Here is a 19,757-nt window from a genome sequence, read left to right as displayed (position 1 = left end):
AAAGAGAAATAATGAATGTCCCTAATATAGAAAAAACACTGAACCCCGATGAGCTTTTTTTGTTCAAAGACTTAATTAGCCCTCATTTTAATCCTAATTGGCATTTTCATCCCGAACTTCAAATTTCTTTTATTGTTCGAGGAAAAGGAACGCGATTTATTGCTGATCATGTTGAAACTTTTGAAGAAGAGGATTTGGTCTTAACCGGACCTAACGTTCCCCATCTTTGGAGGAATGATGAAGCCTATTTTAATCAAAATAACAATCTTTCTACTAGAGGATTGGTAATTTATTTCAATAGTGAGCTGCTACATAGCGCTCTTTTGCAAAAAAATGAATTCTATCATATCAACAAGCTTATTAAGAATTCGGCTAGAGGTATAGAATTCTATGGCGAAACAAAAAAGGAAATAAAAGGATTGCTATTAAAAATGGAGAAGGTTAAAGGATTTAAAGGAATTCTTATTTTACTGGAAATTATTGATGTGCTCGCTAACAGTAAAAATTATAGCTTATTAGCCAGTCCAGCATATACCAATGTTTTAAAAGCTGATGACACTAATAAAATGAGCTTAGTTTACGAATATGTCATGACCAACTTCAAAAGTAAGATAGCCCTTGAAGATATTTCAAATATGCTAAACATGACTACAACGTCTTTTTGCAAATACTTTAAACCTAGGGCAAACAAAACGTTTACACGTTTTGTAAATGAAATTCGCATTGGACATGCCCGAAAATTACTTCTACAAGACAATTTAAATATATCAGAAATAGGTTATGAATGTGGGTTTAGCACCTTGTCAAATTTTAACAAACAATTTAAATCCATAGCGAATATGCCCCCGCATGAATATCGAAAATTATTTTTGAAGATAAAAACCCCAATTTCCTAGCTTTGATTTCGTGCATAAAAGTATTTTACAAATACTAGGTAAAGAACATGGGATGTGTAAAATTTTAAGAGAAAAAAGTACTACTATTTAATAAAATACAGGAATTCCTTTTTTTTTATTAGTAATAACTTTAAAAAATAATTTAATTATAATTTCTGTTTGCTTATCAACATGCTGTTTTGTATCCTTAACATAATAGAAACAAACGTAATTTAAAAACAGTAAAGACATAAATTCAGATAACAACTAGGTTCCTTCTTTTTTGGGGATGAATTTAAATAAAGAAATATATGAAAATAGGAATGAACATGCTCCTTTGGACAAACCATGTTACCGAGGAACACTATCCCATAATAGATACCCTCAAAGAAACCGGATATGATGGCATTGAACTCTACATGGGTGATGGTGATCTAAAACATTACAAAAAACTTGGAGATCATGTATCCAAACTTGACCTAGGTGTTACTGTAGTTACAGGTCTTGCACCCTCTGAAAATATAACAAGTGAAGATCCTAAACTTCGACAGGCCGGTCTTGATCGTTTAAAATGGGCCATTGACAATGCCCAAGCTTTAAATGCCGATATTATTTGTGGACCTATTCATTCTCCTTTTGCTTTTTTCAGCAGACAACCACCAACCCAAGACGAAAGAAAACGAAGTGCAGAAATGCTAAGAAAAGCTGCTGATTATGCAGCTCAAGCAGATATCATGCTTTGTCCTGAAGCCTTAAATCGGTTCGAATGTTATCTATACAATACAATGACTGAATTAAAGACTTTAGTTGAAGCGGTCAACCATCCAAATTTGGGTGCCATGTATGATACGCATCATAGTAATATTGAAGAAAAAAGTCAATCTGGGGCCATCAAGACCATTGCCCCTTATTTGAAACATTTTCATATTAGTGAGAATGATCGCGGAACACCTGGAAGCGGACAAGTATTGTGGAGTCAAGTTTTTTCAGCACTTAAAGAAATTAATTATGATGGTTGGTTAACAATAGAAGCGTTTAGCACTATAATTCCCGAATTCGCAAATGCGATTAACGTTTGGCGAGATTATTCTCCATCAAAAGAAATTTACACCAAAGGATTACAATTTATTAAAGACGGTATGGATCTCTAATCCATCAAAAACAAATCTTGTATGAAAAAAATAATTTATCTGTCTGTACTTTTAGCATTTATAGCCTGTAAGGAAAATAAACATGAGAAAGTAGCTACCCTCCCATTGGTGGAAACTCCGAAACAATGGCTTGTTTTTGAAGGCTCTAAAGAGAATGCCAAACATATTGTCCTAGTTTCTGGGGATGAGGAATATCGCTCTGAAGAGGCGCTACCTCAGCTCGCCAAAATATTATCTAAGCATCACGGATTCAAGTGCACGGTCCTCTTTGCCCAAAATCCTGATAAACCAGGTATCGTAAACCCTAATTATGTGAAAAATATTCCAGGTCTAGAAGCTCTTGATTCTGCTGATATGATGATCATATTTACACGTTTTAGAGCCTTACCGGATGAACAAATGCAGCATTTTCAGAATTTCTTGCTGGCAGGCAAACCTTTGATTGGTATTAGAACCGCGACCCATGCTTTTAATTTTGAAAAAGAAGACCTCACTAATTTTGCTCATTATAGTAATGGTTATACAGGCAACCAACTCGAATGGACTGATGGTTTTGGCCGTTTGGTTCTAGGAGAAAAATGGCATACACACCACGGGCATCACAAACATCAAAGTACAAGAGGTGTTATTGCTGAAAGTGCGGTATCACATTCTATTACAAATGGAATTGGTAATGGGGATGTTTGGGGTCCTACTGATGTCTATGGAGTTCGGCTTCCTTTGCCCGGAGATAGCGAACCAATTCTATTAGGCCAAGTCATCAATAGTAATGGTGACTTTGATGAAAATGATTTGTTTTACGGCATGAAACCTTCGGATAATGAACTCGCAACTAAAAACAATGAAGGCTTGAACGTAAACGACATACTGATGCCCATTGCATGGCCGAAAACTTACCAAATTCCAGAAGGTAAAAAGGGAAAGGCCTTTACTTCTACAATCGGGGCAGCCACAGATATCCTAAATGAAAGCGTTAGAAGGCTACTCATAAATGGCGTTTTTTGGACAATGGATTTACCGGTGCCTGAAATGGCAAATGTGTCCTTAGTAGGAAATTACAAGCCATCTGCTTTCGGATTTAAAAAAGATGAATACTGGCAGGATAAGAAATTGGAAATTATTAGTCTCCAATAATCCTTAAAAAATACTTTTTTCAATATCGTATTATTTTTGTTCAAGCACACTGCATCCAAAAAGATTGTTAATCATTGCGGTTCATTTATATATTTCTGTACAAGGTCAGTCAAATCATATTCTTTGGTTTGATGAACCAGCTACTTTTTTTGAAGAAAGTTTGGTACTTGGTAACGGAAAAATGGGCGCTTCAGTCTTCAGTGGTATTAGCACAGAAAAGATATTTTTAAATGACGCCACCTTTTGGTCAGGAGAGCCAGTAAACACTATGATGAATCCGGAGGCTTATAAAAATATACCTGAAATTAGAGAAGCATTAGCTAATGAAAATTATAAACTTGCAGATGAACTTTACAAAAAAGTACAAGGTTCATTTTCAGAATCCTACGCTCCTATAGGTACACTACATATTAATTTCAACCATGGCAAAACGGTCAAAGGCTATAATAGAGAGTTGAATATTAGCAATGCTGTGGCCAAAGCCCAGTACCAAGTTGGAAAGGCTACTTATGGACGCGAGTATTTTGTATCTCACCCAGAGCAGGTTATGGCGATGCAATATACAAGTGATGTAAGTTCATCGTTGGGGTTTAAGATTGAGTTTGAAAGTGAAATGAAATACGAGGTTTCCAATGATAGAGAAACCATGATTATTAATGGGTATGCTCCGTACCATGCAGAACCTATTTATAATGATGTGCCAAATCCGGTGTTGTTCGATAAAAATAGAGGCACCAGATTTACCACATTGATAAAAATTACAGATACGGACGGCAAAATAAAATTTTCAAATAAAGGCTTGTCCCTTTCCAAAGCATCTAAAGCTACTGTTCTAGTCTCGATTGCAACTAGTTTTAATGGTTTTGATAAAAACCCAGCTACAGAAGGGAAAGATAATAGGGTCATTGCATCTAATCAGTTACGAGAAGCTTTACTTAAAAACTATCAAGAAATAAAAGAAAGACATATAAAAGATTATCAATCTTTATTTAATAGAGTAACATTAGATCTTGGTGAAACAGGTGCTCCAAATTTACCTACAGATGAGCGTTTAATGCGATATGCCAAAGGTGAAGAAGATAAAAATCTTGAGACTCTTTATTTTCAATTTGGAAGATATTTACTGATATCAAGTTCTAGAACTACAAGGGGTGCCTGCCAATTTACAAGGTATATGGAACCAGTATGTTAGACCGCCTTGGAGTAGTAATTACACCATTAACATAAATACCGAAGAGAATTATTGGTTGGCAGAAAGTGACAACCTTTCTGAAATGCACACACCACTTTTAAGCTTTTTAGGAAACTTGGCAGAAACTGGAAAAGTAACGGCCAAAACATTTTATGGTATCAATGGCTGGACTGCAAGTCACAACTCCGATATTTGGGCGATGACCAATCCAGTAGGGGGCTTTGGTAAAGGAGATCCTGTTTGGGTAAATTGGAATATGGCAGGTGCTTGGTTAAGTACACATTTATGGGAACACTATGCCTATACCTTGGATGAAGACTTTCTGAAAAATGAAGGATACCCCTTAATGAAAGGAGCTGCTCAGTTCTGCTTAGAATGGATTGTTGAAGATAAAGATGGGTACCTTATTACTTCCCCATCTACCTCTCCTGAAAATTTATATGTAACTCCAGAAGGTTATGTTGGCGCAACGCTATATGTTGCAACATCAGATCTGGCGATTATGAAAGAGTTATTTGACCAGACCATTAATGCTTCCGAAGTTTTAGGTATCGATACTGATTTCAGAACACAATTAGTGAACGCCAGAGAACGCTTATATCCTTATAAAATTGGTAAAGATGGGAGCTTACAGGAATGGTATTGCAATTGGGAAGATACAGACCCTAAACACCGTCATCAATCACATCTTATAGGTATACATCCTGGTCATCATATAACACCAGATAAAACTCCTGATTTGGCAGCAGCAATTGCTAAAGCACTTGAAATAAAAGGTGATGATACGACAGGGTGGTCAAAAGGTTGGCGCATAAATCTTTTGACCAGGCTTTGGAACGGTAACAGAGCTTATAAAATGTATCGCGAACTTTTGAAGCCTGTAAAGCCCAATGATGGTCTTAACTTTAAATATGATGGAGGCGGAGGTACTTATCCCAACCTATTAGATGCACATCCTCCCTTTCAAATTGATGGAAATTTTGGCGGTGCTGCGGCAATACTCCAAATGCTGGTACAATCTACAATTGGTGAATTAAGAATATTACCTGCACTACCAGATGACTGGGATCAAGGTTCGGTAAAAGGAATTCGCGCCAGAGGTGGTTTGGAAATAAGTATGGACTGGAAAAATCATAAACCCACAAATCTTACAATTAATTCAAAAACAAATACAACCATCAATCTTAAACTAGGTGACAAGCAAAAAGTAGTTTCATTAAAGCAAGGTGATAATTCAATAATTTTTTGGTAAAAAAAACATGCCATACCACTACACCTATATTGGTATGGTATAACTTTTTATAGCATTTTTCACTCATTTAAATATCTAATAAATCTATTCTTCTATATCAATATACACACTATATTATTCATTATTTCAACCATAAACTTCAACAATTATATTGCATAATTTGATAATTTCTTCAGTTGAAGATAAATCAACGGGAGAAAAAACTTGAGCATCTATTAATTCATCATAATAGAGGGTAATTAACTCCTACAATAACATTTTATCATCATTAAAATAAATTAAGGCAAAATAAGTATCAATACTAGCAATATAAAAGGTAGAATAGATTGAATAATAAAGATATTTTTGATTAGTGATATAATAATTTTTAATATCTAATTATGTCAATACCTTAATATAAGGTCATATTATTTAAGATATCATCAAACACCTAATTAATAAAAAGTACCCATAAATTATATTCAACTTAAACATTCAATCTTAATTATTAACAAATTACCTCAACAAAATAGCTACATGAAAAAAAATGAAAAACCACCTACTCAAAAATTGCATCACTATCGTGATAGACGCAATTTAAGAGCATGCTTTTCAATCCTCATTTTTATGATAATTGCATGTATTTCAACAGATCTATTATACGCAGCAGATTCAAAATCAGAAAACGTATTAATTCAACAAAGCTCTATTTCAGGAACTATTTTAGATGAAATGGGGACGCCTTTACCAGGGGCTAGTATTGTTGAAAAAGGAACCACAAATGGAACTCAAACTGATTTTGATGGCAATTATACGCTTGATATATCAAGCAGTAATTCTATTATAATCATTTCATATATTGGTTATGAATCTAAAGAAATCTCTGTTACTAGTGGCCAAACAACTTATAATATTTCTTTAAATCAAGACACCGAAACATTAGATGAGGTTGTTGTTGTTGGTTATGGTACCCAAAAGAAAAGAGAAGTTACTGGAGCTATCAGCTCTATATCGGCAGACGCCATTACCAAACAGACCATCACAGGTTTTGACCAAGCTATGGCAGGTAGGGTAGCCGGAGTTCAAGTTTCTCAAAATTCGGGAGCCCCAGGTGGATCTACTTCCATTAGGGTAAGAGGTATTGGAACACCAGGAAATAGTGAACCTTTATATGTTATAGATGGAGTACCTGTATTTAACAGCAACTCTGGTGGCGGAGGAGGCTCACCCCCAAGTCCGCTTAATACGATTAACCCAAATGATATTGAATCCATAGAAATTTTAAAAGATGCCGCTTCTGGTGCTATCTATGGATCAAGAGCTGCCAATGGGGTAGTAATCATTACTACAAAGAAGGGAAAGGCCGGTGCACCTAAATTGAATTTAGACTACTCCATTGGGATGCAGAGTAAGGAGAAAAATCTTGATATTTTGGATGGACCTACTTATCAAGAGTTTATCACTGAATTTTCAGGAGCAGCTCCAACTTACACAAATCCTGCAAATACAAATTACATAGATGAAATCTTTCAAACGGCCACAGTTCAGAACATGAACTTAAATGTAAGTGGTGGAAACGAAGTATCTAAATATTCACTTTCCCTAGGGTATTTAGATCAAGGTGGTATCATCAGAGGTACTGCATTCGAAAGACTCTCTCTGCGTGTCAATACATCTCATGACGTAAGCAAACGTTTTAGAATCGGAAACAATTTTTCAGTTTCGCGGTCAATAAACAATCAAACACCAGAAAATAGCGTATTTGGCGCCGCAATTGGTAGGGCTGCAATAAACCCACCAGTTATTCCCGCTAGAAATGCTGACGGAAGTATTGGTCAGCCAGGAGATGTTGGCACAAGTTTTATTAGATCTGGTGGACCACTTTACGTGACAGATGAACGTTTATACGAGGCCGAACAATTTCGTTTCCTAGGTAATGTTTTTGCCGAATATGATATTTTCGAAGACCTTACTTATAGAATTAATTTAGGGGGCGATTTCTTGGCTAGTGGTTCTAATTTATTTTCTCCATCCTTTGTAGGTAGTGGAAGCCCAGATATTCTGTCTACAGGCCAACGTTTTGATAGCAAAGAATGGATTTGGCTAGCAGAGCATACCCTTAATTACAAAAAACAGTTTAACGACATACATAATCTAAATGTACTTGTTGGTTTCACGCAACAGCAATCAACCTTTTCATCACAAAGTACTTCTGGAACAAATTTCGTCTCTAATGATTTAATCGCTTTAAGCACCGCAGCAGAGAGAATTGGAACTGGTAATTTGGTAGATTGGTCGTTAATGTCTTACCTAAGTAGAGTAAACTATAATTTAAAGGATAAATACTTTATTTCCGCCTCCGTTAGAAGAGATGGTTCTTCAAAATTTGGACCTGGCAATAAATGGGGGGTATTTCCAGCGTTTTCAGCAGGTTGGCAAATAGCCGATGAAGAATTTTTTAATCTCGACTTTATAGATGAACTAAAATTAAGAGGAAGTTGGGGCCAATTAGGTAACCAAGAAATTGGAAATTTCAATTATCTTGCATTACTTTTTCCAAATGCAGGTTACGGTTTTGGTGGTAATGTAGGTTCAGGTAATTTTTCTGCACAACCGGCCAATGCTAACATAACATGGGAAACAGCAGAACAAACCGATATAGGTTTCGATTTAAGTCTTTTAAATAAAAAAATAACTTTAAGTGTTGATTATTTTGACAAACAACAAATCGATATCTTATTACCCGGATCCTTACCTTTGGCCTATGGTTTTATTGTAAATGGAGCACCTCAATTTCCAACAGTAAACGCAGGTATAGTTAGAAACAAAGGTCTTGAATTTGATTTAGGGATTAAAGGATTTGAAGAAGACTTTAGTTGGTCGGTAAACGCAAATCTTGCTACTTTGAGCAACAATGTAGAGAGTGATAATGGTAGTCCCATTATTAGAGATGGCGAATCTATATCTATCCGTTTTCAAGAAGGTTTGCCTATTGGAACTTTCTATGGGTACAAAGTAGATGGGGTTTTTCAAAACCAAGCAGAAATAGATGGGCTAAACCCTGATGCTACTAACGGAGTATATTATCAAGCTTCCAATACAAGTCCAGGAGATTTCAAGTTTAAAGATTTAAACGGTGACGGCATAGTCGATTCTGAAGACCAGACCGCATTAGGTAGTGGAATACCTGATTTTACCTATGGCTTAAATGCGAATATAAACTATAAAGATTTTGATTTTTCAATGTCTTGGCAGGGAGTTCAAGGAAATGAAATTTTTGCTAACATTTTACAACAAGCAGGAGACTTTACAAAACCCGATAATAAGTTTACCACGTTATACGAAAATGCTTGGCGAGGCGAAGGAACTAGTAATACTGTTCCTGCAATAGGAAATGGTAATGGTAATTATAGAAATTCCGATTACTATATTCAAGATGGTTCATTCTTGCGATTACGTTCTTTACAAATTGGATATTCACTACCTAACACCCTTTTGGAAACGTTACAAATTAGTAACTTTAGGATATACGTGGGTGGTCAAAATCTATTAACTTTTGATAATTATGAGTATGGACTAGACCCAGAAGTTGGTGCAAATTCTGGTAACACCTTAGAGAACGGTGTAGATCGTGGTCGTTATCCAATCCCAAGGACTATTTCTATGGGTGTAAACATAGGATTTTAATAAAAAACAAAAAAACAAAAAAAATGAAAAAGTATATTTTTCTTAGTCTTTTGACAGTGGTAATGCTACTTGGTTGTGAAGATTTTATAGAACTCGACCCGCAGGATCAGTTGACTTCAACTGCGTTCTACAAGTCTGCCGCAGACGCCATATCTGCTACAAATGCAGCTTATGATGGCGTTCAACATTTAAACTATTACGGTTTCAACTATCCTGATATTTTGAATATTGCCGGAGGAGACGCTATAAAAGGAGGTTTTGGCGCAGGTGATCGACCAGCTTATCTAGAATTTGAAACATTTAACATAACCGATAACAATCTTAGAATTGGAGAATTTTATGCCATGGCATGGGGTGGTGTTAACCGAGCAAATCAAGTTTTAGACAATGTTTCACTAATGGAAGTTGAAGGTGACTTTACCGAAGCCCTTAAAACAAGATTATTAGGTGAGGCTACCTTTTTAAGAGCGCTACACTATACTAATTTGGTACTAGGTTTTGGAGGTATGCCTATTTATTCTTCTGTCCCTGGTATTGATGATGAAGTACTACCGAGAGCAACCATAGAGGAGACATGGGCTTTCATAATCCAAGATTTTAGTGATGCCGCAAGTATATTGCCAGATTCTTATGACGCTGCAAACACTGGTAGAGCAACAAAAGGTGCTGCAAATGCCATGTTAGCCCGTATCAATTCATTAAGAGGGGAATGGGGTCAAGTGAACACCTATACAGATTTGGTTATGAATAGCCCTGCTGGATATGATTTAGCACCAACGTTTGCTGAAAATTTTGACGAAAGAGGAAATAATAATATAGAGTCTATTTTTGAGATTCAATACACTTTATCAAATACCTCTCTGAATATATGGAGTTCAGCTGGAGATTGGAACTCTAATTTTATAGCTAAATATTCCGCTCCACAAGTAGGCAACGCCGGTTGGGCAACCATGTCTCCAACACAAGAATTAGTAGATGCTTTTGAAGCTGGTGATATTCGTCTAGGTGAAACTGTTTATCAGCCAGGAGACCAATATGGTGATGGTGTTTTTGACCCCAATGACGGTTCCCACTTTGAAAATGCCGGTCTTTATGGGCATAAAAAATTGACAGGTCTAGATTTTGCAAATAATGCAGGTAATGGATTTGATTACAATTATAAAATTATTCGCTATGCCGATATTTTATTATTGAAAGCAGAGGCTGAAAATGAGTTAAATGGAGTTTCCGCAAATGCTTTAGCCCCACTAAATCGTATTAGAGCCCGTGCTGGTTTGTTACCCGTTAACGACACTAATAATCCAGGACTTACTCAAGATGGGCTAAGAGATATTATTCTAAGAGAACGCAGAAGTGAATTGGCAATGGAAGGCCTACGTTTTTACGATGTAATCTATCGTGGTAGAGGAACAGAGTTTTTTGGAGCAAGAGGATACCAACCAGGAGAAGAAATTTTTCCTATTCCACCAAGTGAAATCTCCCAAACCGGATGGCCTCAAAACTAATTGTTTTATGTTAGTTTCTTAAGGTAGTTTGGTAACTTGTACCAGACTACCTTTTTTGCTTTTTGTCAAAAATTATGATGAAATTATTAAAATATAGCTGTATTATTTTTTTTCTGAGTCATCTTTGGTCTTGCTCATTTACTAAAAATGAAACCTTCACCAAACTTGAGCCTGAAAAAACCCATTTAGATTTTGTAAATCAAGTAATTGAATCAGATTCTATAAGTCTGGCCAATAATTATTATTTCTACAACGGAGCCGGTATTACCGTTAGTGATTTTAACAATGATGGTTTACAAGATGTTTATTATTCAGGTAACCATACCACATCCAAACTGTATATTAATAAAGGGAATTTAGTTTTTGAAGATATTACCAAGTCTTCCAAACTAGAAAATGATTTTTGGAGTAGCGGTTCTACCTATGCGGATGTAAACGGAGACGGATGGCAAGATATTTTTGTTTGTACCGTAGGCAAAGATGAGGCCAATTTATTGTATATAAATCAAGGATTAGATACTCAAGGTTTACCCGTATTTCAAGAAATGGCAGCTGAATACGGCCTTAATGATAAAAGAATCTGTACGCAAGCTGCTTTTTTTGATTATGACCAAGACAACGACCTAGATCTTTTTGTTATTGTGAATTCTCAATTAATGAATGATCGTAATCAGACCATACCAAGAAATACGAACAGTAATTCTTATACAGTAGATATACTTTATAAAAACAATGGCGACAATACATTTACCGTTATTTCTGAGGAAGCGGGTATTGTAAACGAAGGTTTTTCCTTAGGCCTTGCCATAAATGATATTAATAATGACGGTTGGCCAGATATCTATGTTGCCAATGATTTTATCACCAATGACCTAATTTATATCAATAATCAAAAAGGTGGTTTCGACGAAAAGGCAAACGACTTCCTAAGACACACTAGCTATAACGGAATGGGTGTTGATATTGCCGATGTAAACCAAGACGGACTAATGGATATTACCGTAATGGACATGCTACCAGAATCTAACAGACGTCGAAAATTAATGCAAGCCCCAGTTAATTATGACCTCTTTAATTACCGTACAGAGTTAGGGTATACCAAACAGCATGTAAAAAATACCTTACAGATTAACCAAGGAATGGATGAGGAAGGTAATTATCAATTTAGCGAGTTAGGTACTTTGTCTGGCATGTATTCCACAGACTGGAGCTGGGCACCTTTGTGGGCAGATTTTGACAATAATGGCACGTTAGACCTGTTCATTACCAATGGATATTATAAGGATTTAACAGATATGGACTTTGCGCTCGGCCTTAAGGAAAAATTGCGTTTTGGGTCGAATGAGCACAGTATTTCGTATCAAAAAGAAACTTTAAATAAACTTAACCCTATAAAAAAATCTAATTTTATTTTTAAAAATAGAGGTGATTTAAACTTAGAAAATGTAACCGAGGATTGGAACTTGAATGAACCTTCTTTTTCTCATGGTGCTGCTTTTGCAGATTTTGACAATGATGGAGATTTAGAATTACTAGTAAATAATCTTGGCCATACAGCCTTCTTTTATAAGAACAACACGATAGAAAACCAAATAGAAAATAAAATTAAAGAGAGTAACTTCTTAAATATTAAGTTGAATGGCACGGGTAAAAATAAAAATGCCTTTGGCACTCGCCTAGAATTGTTTACTGCCGGTAATCTCATTCAAAGTTATTATCATTCTAATGTACGTGGCTACCTCTCAAGTATGAGCGATGAAATACATTTTGGGCTTGGCGATAAAACGAAGCTCGATAGTATTACAATTCATTGGCCCGATGGCACTTTTCAAGTTGAAAATAGCATAACCTTAAATACTAAACTGAAAATTGACTATAAGCCCAAAAGAAAAAGTCAATCTACTGTGAAAACCAAAAGCTTGTTCACGTCTATAAGTGATTCTCTGAAATTGCAATATGTGCAAGAAGAAAATAAGTATATCGATTTTAATAATGACCCTCTTTTCTATAAAATGTATTCGAAAGAAGGACCATCTATTGCTATAAATGACATAGACAATGATGGTTTGGATGATATTTTAATAGGTGGGTCCGCTGAAAATACGGCAACGTTATTTATCCAAAAGCAAGGTTCATTTGAAAAATCAAACATTTTCGAAGAAGATGCTAGTTTCGAGGACATGGGCATACTTCTTTTTGATGCAGACAATGATGGTGACAATGATGCATATGTAGTTAGTGGCGGCAGTGACTTCGTTGCCGGCAAAGAAGCTTATCAAGACCGGTTTTATACGAATGAAAACGGTTCGTTTATAAAACAGAATACAAGTTCATTAAGCACCGCAAGTGGTGGTCCGGTTAAAGGAGCTGACTTTGATAGAGATGGTGATATCGATCTCTTTATAGGTGGAAAATTTAGTCCGGGAGAATATCCTAAATCTCCAATAAGTAGCCTTTTAATGAATGACAATGGCAACTTAAAAGAAGCTACTCCCCCAGCCCTAAAAGAGATTGGTATGGTAACCGATGCTATTTGGACAGATTTCAACAATGACGGTTGGGTAGATCTAATCGTTGTAGGGGAATGGACAGAAGTTCAATTTTTCATCAATAAAAATGGTGCACTCGAACCATATAATAATACCGGACTTAAAAATACATCTGGATGGTGGAATAGTATCTCAGGTGGAGATTTTGACAATGATGGTGATACCGACTATATACTGGGCAATTTCGGATTGAATACGTATATAAAAGCAGATGCAGAACATCCTGTTCGCGTATATGCTGATGATTTTGACGCCAACGGCAAAATTGACCCCATTATTTCCTATTACGAAAAGGATGATTCTGGTTCCTTAAAAGAATACGCTTTACATACAAGAGATGCATTGATATCCCAGATTGTTGCTTACAAGAAGCGGTTTAAAAATTACAAATCCTTTTCGGAAGCAGATTTTGATGAAATCCTCAAAAAACAGGACCGTAAAAATGACTTTGTTTTAGATGCTAAAATCCTCACAACAAGCTACTTGGAAAATTTAGGTGAAGAAGGATTTAAAATACGTCCATTACCCATCACATGTCAAGTATCCCCAGTTTATGGTGTATTAATCAAAGACTTTGATGCAGATGGAAATCTAGATGCATTACTTAGCGGCAATCAAAACTCTGCTGATCCTCTTTTTGGCAACTATGATGCCTCGAACGGAATTTTTCTTAAAGGTAATGGCAAAGGTGATTTTGAATCAGTTTCGACCTTAATCTCAGGATTGTATTTAAATGGAGATCAAAAAAGTATTACAACCTTTTATATCGATAACCAATCAGCCCTTTTGGCCGGAGCAAATAAAGGCCCCTTGAAAGCTTATGAATATCAAAGCAAAGGTACGGCAGCTAACAAAATTATATCACTAAAAACGTCGGATGCCGGAGCTTATATCACATTCACTAATGGCGAAAAAACAAAATTAGAATTTTATTATGGTAACAGTTATCTTTCTCAATCTTCAAGAAAATTTGAGATATTACCTGTAATGAAAGAGGTTGTTTTTTATGATTTCAATGGAGTTACCAGAAAAATTTTATAGAGGTCACAAGTTAAATACTTAGATTTGAATTCAATAAAATAAGGGATTTATGGAATTATTCAAAGGTCAAAACCTCTTAGAGTTCTGCGAACACTTTAAAACAGATTTTGATTGTAAGGAATATTTGGCGACTATCAAGTGGAAAGAAGGATATAAATGTGTCAAGTGTGGTCATTGTGGATACCAAAACCGCAAAGATTTTTCCAGAGCGTGTAATGTCTGCGTCCATATCGAAAGTGCCACGGCCAACACCCTTTTTCATAAGGTAAAGTTCGGTGTCCGCAAGGCTTTCTTCATCTGTTTCGAGATGTCCACCACCACCAAGAGTCTTTCGGCAAGCTATATGGCGGTTCGCTATGGGGTAAGCGAACAGACCGCGAGGTTTTTCATGCACAAGATCCGTGAAGCGATGCAATCAAGTGGCAACCACTCAATGCAGGGCAATGTACATGTTGATGAATTCGTGGTAGGTGGAAAAGAAAAGGGTAAGGTCGGCAGAAGCTATCATGCGAAGAAAAAGAAGGCCATATGTGCCGTTGAGCTTACCGAGGGTGGAAAGGTGAGACGGATGTACTCGCAAAAAATAGACAATTTTTCAGCCAAAGAACTTAAAACAATCTTTGATGCCCATATCGACAAGAACGCAAAGGTGACCACGGATAAATGGAAGGGATACAGACCTATCGCCAAAGCATACGATATCGAACAGATCAACAGCAACGGCGGATTGAATTTCAAGGCACTACATACGATGATACATCAAATAAAAACATGGATAAGGACAACTTACTCTTGGGTGAGCGAATTCCACATCAATCGCTATTTCAACGAGTTCTGCTATCGCTTGAACCGATCTCAGACTAAGAACACAATCTTTAATAACCTGATAAAAAGAATGGTCGAAGCCGATAGCATAAATCAGGCTAAATTAGTAAGTAGCTAAATTGTGACCTCTAAAATTTTATACTAATTTAATCTAATGACTTTTAAATATTTATACTTGGTTATTATACTGTCTTGCATCCTTTCTTGTAAGGATAAAACAGCTTATACCGCCAATAATGCCCCAACCGAAAATGTAATACAGAATTTCGAGGCGGTTTCGGCGGACACTTCTGGTATTCGTTTTTTGAATAAGACCCAAGAATCACAGAACTTCAATTACCTGATTTATCCGTTCATTTATTTTGGGGGTGGAGTTTCTACTGGTGATATTAATAATGACGGTTTGCCTGATATTTATTTTACTGGCCAAATGGGTAAGAATAAATTGTATTTGAACAAGGGTAACATGTCGTTTCAAGACATTACAGTAACCGCGGGTGTTGAAGGAGTTTATAATCATTGGACTACCGGTACAACAATGGCAGATGTTAATAATGACGGTTTTTTAGATATTTATGTGAGCGTTGCTGGGCCAGGAAATTCTAGAAAAAATCTCCTCTACGTAAACAATCAAAACAATACTTTTTCTGAACAGGCCTTAAAATTTGGTGTTGCTGATAAGGGCCACTCCATTCAATCTGCTTTCTTTGATTATGATAATGATGGGGACTTAGATTTATATGTAGGCAACTACCCCCCTTCTGGTTTTAACCAAAAGAACGATTTCTTTGAAAAGCATATGAAGCAGCCCAATTTAGAAGAATCTGACAAGCTGTATCGCAATGACAATGGTAGATTTACTGATGTCACATTAGCATCGGGTATTCTAAATTACGGACTTACTTTGGGTATCAGTTTTTCTGATTTTAATAACGATGGAAATGTAGATATCTATGTCTCCAACGATTTCAATTCAAGCGATTTTCTATACATCAATCAAGGTGACGGTACATTTAAAAATAAGCTTCAGCAATACACCATGCACACTTCTAATTTTGGTATGGGTACTGATGCTGCAGACATGAACAATGATGGCCTAATCGATCTTGTTCAATTAGATATGATGGGTAGTAACAACGAAGACCAAAAATCTAATATGAGCGCCATGAATACCGAATTGTTTTATGATTTGGTAGACAAAGGCCTACATCATCAATACATGAAGAATACTCTTCAACTAAATACGGGTATGGATAATTTCATAGAGATAGGTGAAATGGCTGGTATTAATTATACAGATTGGAGTTGGTGCCCTTTGTTGTTCGATATGCAAAACAATGGTTTTAAAGACCTTTTTGTCACTAATGGTATGCGTCGGGATGTTAACAACAATGATTACAATGCTCTTTTTAGGGTTCAAAAAGCTTATGGCAAAGTTAAGCTAGAAGAATATGTGGATTGGGTAAAACGTATGCCTTCTACCCCTGTTCCCAATTTTGCATTTTCCAATAATGGAGATTTAACTTTCGAAAAGAAAACCTCAGCATATGGATTGAGCGTTGAAGGCTTCTCCAATGGAGCATCGTATGCTGATTTAGATTTGGATGGTGATTTGGACCTTGTAGTTAATCATTTGGATATGACATCACAGGTGTTTGAAAATAAAATCAGCACCAAGTCCGGTTCAAATTATCTTCGTTTAAAATTAAAGGGAAAAGAAGACAACTGTTTTGGGATAGGTTCCAAAATATGGATTTATAACAATGGTGAAAAGCAATTGGTTGAATTACAAACCACAAGAGGATACGAATCATCCGTTGAACCTATTGTACATTTTGGTATTGGTTCTCACCAAAAAATAGATTCTATACAGGTATTTTGGCCTAAGGGAGGTATTCAAACTTTGTACGATATTGAGGCTAATCAATTGGTAGAAATTAAACAAGAATCTAGAAATCAAGTGCAGTTAATAAAGGAGGTAAACCCCAAGGTTCTTTTTTCTAGTGCAGAACCCGATTTATCACCAAAATTCATCCATATTGAAAATGACTTTAAAGATTTTCAACGAGAAGTACTTTTACCACACAAAATGTCACAGCAAGGACCTGCCTTGGCAGTGAAAGATGTTAATGGTGACGGCTTAGATGATTTTTACGTGGGTGGCGCAAAAAATCAACCAGGACAACTCTATCTACAAAATAATGAAAATAGTTTTGATGGGGTACTTGATGATATTTGGCAATTGGACAAAGCCTATGAAGATGTTTCTGCTATATTTTTTGATGTTGACAATGACGGCGATATCGATCTCTATGTTGCTAGTGGCGGGAATGAAAATAATGAAGGAGACCAACTGTACCAAGACCGACTATATATAAACGATGGAACGGGAGAATTCAAAAAAGATACTAATGGGCTACCAAAACTATATACAAGTAGTTCAGTAGTTAAGTCTGTAGATATTGATGATGATGGAGATTTAGACCTATTTGTTGGCGGTAGGCAAACCCCAGGCAAATACCCTTTACCAACGAATAGCTATATACTGAGAAATGATAGCAAAGATAATCTTATCAAGTTCACCGATATCACCAATGACATAGCACCCGAGCTGACAAATATTGGTATGGTTACAGATGCCGAGTGGGCAGATATTAATAAGGATGGAAAGCAAGATTTAGTTATTGTTGGTGAGTGGATGGCACCAACTATATTCATTAACTCCAATGGAAAGTTTACCGATAAAAGCACTGTTTATGGTCTAACCAATTTTGTAGGCTGGTGGAACACTATCAAAATAGCAGATGTAGATAACGATGGCGATTTAGATTTTATCGCAGGCAATATTGGCTTAAATTATAAATACAAAGCATCTGCAAAAGAACCCTTTAAAATCTACGCTGAAGATTTTGATGATAATGGCAGTTTAGATATTGTATTGGGGTATTATAGCGAAGGGGAGTTGTATCCACTTAGGGGTCGACAATGCTCATCCCAACAAATACCTTCAATTAAAAAGAAATTTCCAGATTACAGCTCGTTCTCTAAAGCTAGTTTAACAGAAGTATATACGCCAGAAAAGTTAAATGACGCTTTAACCTACGAGGCGAAAACTTTCGCTAATTCTATATTTATGAATCAATCAAGTACATTTATTCAGAAGCCGTTACCCTATGCTGCACAAACATCTTCTATAAATGACATGATTATAGAGGACATTGATAATGATGGTGTTTTAGATATAGTACTAGCAGGAAATCTTTATGGTTCAGAGGTTGAAACCCCAAGAAATGATGCAAGCATAGGATACTTGCTAACTGGAATTGGAAATGGTGAGTTTCATACGGTCTCCCCAATAGAAAGTGGAATAAATATTCTGGGAGAAGTTAGAAGTATCAAAACCATAAATCTTGCCGATAAAAAAGGAAGTTATCTAATTGCTAGAAACAATATGAACCTTCTTGTTTTAAATAAAAATAAATAAGTAGGATTTAAAAATCCTATTCCAACTGTTCTTCAAGTTTGCAATTAAACCATAATAAAATACAAACTGTATAATGTGTAATTAAGAAAAAGGACCAAACACAAAGCATAACCTAAAAAGAATTTAATGAAACTTCACTTTGTAGATCGCACCAGCTCCATTACCAACTCTTTGAGTGTAACCCGAAACTGCTATCCACATTTTTTAAAACTATGGCATTTTCATCCTGAACTTGAATTAGTGATTATTCTTAAAAGTACGGGGACACGTTTTGTTGGGGACAGTATTGAAAAATTTAACGAAGGTGAAGTAGTACTCTTGGGTAAAAATTTACCCCATATGTGGATAAATGATCCAGATTATTATGTCGGGGATTCCAACTTAACAGCAGAGGCTATTGCGGTACACTTTAAAAAAGATTTTCTAGGCACTACATTTTTTGAAACTCCCGAAATGATTAAAATTTCCAATCTTATAACCAAGGCATCATTAGGAATTGTTTTTACAGATATAAGCGTAGAGTTGATGAAGAAAATTAAAAGTTTGGTAGCACTTAAAGATTTTGAAAAAGTAGTTATGCTATTGCAGGTTTTACAGGAACTAACAAAAAGTAACACTTCAAGAATTTTATCGAGTAATGGCTTTATCAAACCTTTTAATCATGAATCTTCTCAAGATTTGAAGAAGATATATGAGTACATATATAAGAATTTCAATAAACCAATAAGTTCTAAAAAGGTTTCTGAAATTGCCAACATGAACTCATCGGCATTTAGTCGATTTTTTACCAAAATACATAGAAAATCATTTACAAGATATCTAAATGAGATAAGGGTTGGCTACGCTTGTAAAATGTTGATTGAAGGTGAACAGAAAATTATTTCAATTTGTTATGAATCTGGTTTTCGCAATGTTTCAAATTTCAATAGACAATTCAAAATAATTAGAGGTATCACCCCAAATGAATTTGCAAAACTTTACTATAATAAGGTAAGTAAAGATTGATTATGGCAAAAAAAGTATTATAAAAAGCAACATGAACAGTGGATACTTCTTTAGACAATAAATAGATTTGTTATTAAG

At 35.7% G+C, this 19,757-nt stretch carries 11 protein-coding genes; all 11 read left to right on the top strand.

The window, feature by feature from the left end:
* Positions 1-11: 11 nt before the first annotated feature.
* The 11 genes from B5X55_RS01360 (at position 12) to B5X55_RS01315 (ending at position 19,679) form a co-directional block, all read left to right on the top strand.
* Complete coding sequence (locus B5X55_RS01360; RefSeq protein ID WP_079510627.1) at positions 12-896, top strand: AraC family transcriptional regulator; 885 nt, start codon at positions 12-14, stop codon at positions 894-896.
* A 290-nt stretch (positions 897-1,186) separates the two neighbouring features.
* Entirely contained in the window at positions 1,187-2,026 is an 840-nt protein-coding gene (locus B5X55_RS01355) for a sugar phosphate isomerase/epimerase family protein (RefSeq protein ID WP_079510625.1), read from the top strand.
* A 21-nt stretch (positions 2,027-2,047) separates the two neighbouring features.
* On the top strand, positions 2,048-3,160 hold the full coding sequence (locus B5X55_RS01350) for a ThuA domain-containing protein (protein ID WP_079510623.1): 1,113 nt from the start codon (positions 2,048-2,050) through the stop codon (positions 3,158-3,160).
* Positions 3,161-3,224: 64 nt separating this feature from the next.
* On the top strand, positions 3,225-4,352 hold the full coding sequence (locus B5X55_RS18935; protein WP_234999637.1) for a glycoside hydrolase family 95 protein: 1,128 nt from the start codon (positions 3,225-3,227) through the stop codon (positions 4,350-4,352).
* On the top strand, positions 4,312-5,604 hold the full coding sequence (locus B5X55_RS18930) for a glycosyl hydrolase family 95 catalytic domain-containing protein (protein WP_234999636.1): 1,293 nt from the start codon (positions 4,312-4,314) through the stop codon (positions 5,602-5,604). Before B5X55_RS18935 ends, B5X55_RS18930 begins: the two co-directional genes overlap by 41 nt.
* A gap of 516 nt (positions 5,605-6,120) precedes the next feature.
* Positions 6,121-9,270 (top strand): SusC/RagA family TonB-linked outer membrane protein, encoded by a 3,150-nt coding sequence (locus B5X55_RS01340; protein WP_079510621.1) that lies wholly within the window; start codon positions 6,121-6,123, stop codon positions 9,268-9,270.
* Between the two features lie 23 nt (positions 9,271-9,293).
* Complete coding sequence (locus tag B5X55_RS01335) at positions 9,294-10,775, top strand: RagB/SusD family nutrient uptake outer membrane protein (protein WP_079510619.1); 1,482 nt, start codon at positions 9,294-9,296, stop codon at positions 10,773-10,775.
* Between the two features lie 74 nt (positions 10,776-10,849).
* Entirely contained in the window at positions 10,850-14,365 is a 3,516-nt protein-coding gene (locus B5X55_RS01330) for a VCBS repeat-containing protein (RefSeq protein WP_079510617.1), read from the top strand.
* A gap of 49 nt (positions 14,366-14,414) precedes the next feature.
* Positions 14,415-15,308: an IS1595 family transposase gene (locus B5X55_RS01325; protein WP_079510615.1), complete on the top strand. Its 894-nt coding sequence runs from the start codon at positions 14,415-14,417 to the stop codon at positions 15,306-15,308.
* Between the two features lie 36 nt (positions 15,309-15,344).
* Positions 15,345-18,674 (top strand): VCBS repeat-containing protein, encoded by a 3,330-nt coding sequence (locus B5X55_RS01320; protein ID WP_079510613.1) that lies wholly within the window; start codon positions 15,345-15,347, stop codon positions 18,672-18,674.
* Between the two features lie 126 nt (positions 18,675-18,800).
* Positions 18,801-19,679: an AraC family transcriptional regulator gene (locus B5X55_RS01315; RefSeq protein WP_079510611.1), complete on the top strand. Its 879-nt coding sequence runs from the start codon at positions 18,801-18,803 to the stop codon at positions 19,677-19,679.
* The last annotated feature ends 78 nt before the right edge of the window (positions 19,680-19,757 follow it).

Origin of the sequence: Maribacter arcticus (genome assembly GCF_900167935.1) — a bacterium.
In the GTDB taxonomy this organism is placed as follows: domain Bacteria; phylum Bacteroidota; class Bacteroidia; order Flavobacteriales; family Flavobacteriaceae; genus Maribacter; species Maribacter arcticus.
This window is presented reverse-complemented; position numbering and strand designations above follow the sequence as displayed.

Excerpts from the sequence above, each read along its gene's own strand:
- B5X55_RS01360 (WP_079510627.1), top strand. The coding sequence starts at position 12 with ATGAATGTCCCTAATATAGAAAAAACACTGAACCCCGATGAGCTTTTT.
- B5X55_RS01355 (WP_079510625.1), top strand. The coding sequence starts at position 1,187 with ATGAAAATAGGAATGAACATGCTCCTTTGGACAAACCATGTTACCGAG.
- B5X55_RS01350 (WP_079510623.1), top strand. The coding sequence starts at position 2,048 with ATGAAAAAAATAATTTATCTGTCTGTACTTTTAGCATTTATAGCCTGT.
- B5X55_RS01340 (WP_079510621.1), top strand. The coding sequence starts at position 6,121 with ATGAAAAAAAATGAAAAACCACCTACTCAAAAATTGCATCACTATCGT.
- B5X55_RS01335 (WP_079510619.1), top strand. The coding sequence starts at position 9,294 with ATGAAAAAGTATATTTTTCTTAGTCTTTTGACAGTGGTAATGCTACTT.
- B5X55_RS01330 (WP_079510617.1), top strand. The coding sequence starts at position 10,850 with ATGATGAAATTATTAAAATATAGCTGTATTATTTTTTTTCTGAGTCAT.
- B5X55_RS01325 (WP_079510615.1), top strand. The coding sequence starts at position 14,415 with ATGGAATTATTCAAAGGTCAAAACCTCTTAGAGTTCTGCGAACACTTT.
- B5X55_RS01320 (WP_079510613.1), top strand. The coding sequence starts at position 15,345 with ATGACTTTTAAATATTTATACTTGGTTATTATACTGTCTTGCATCCTT.
- B5X55_RS01315 (WP_079510611.1), top strand. The coding sequence starts at position 18,801 with ATGAAACTTCACTTTGTAGATCGCACCAGCTCCATTACCAACTCTTTG.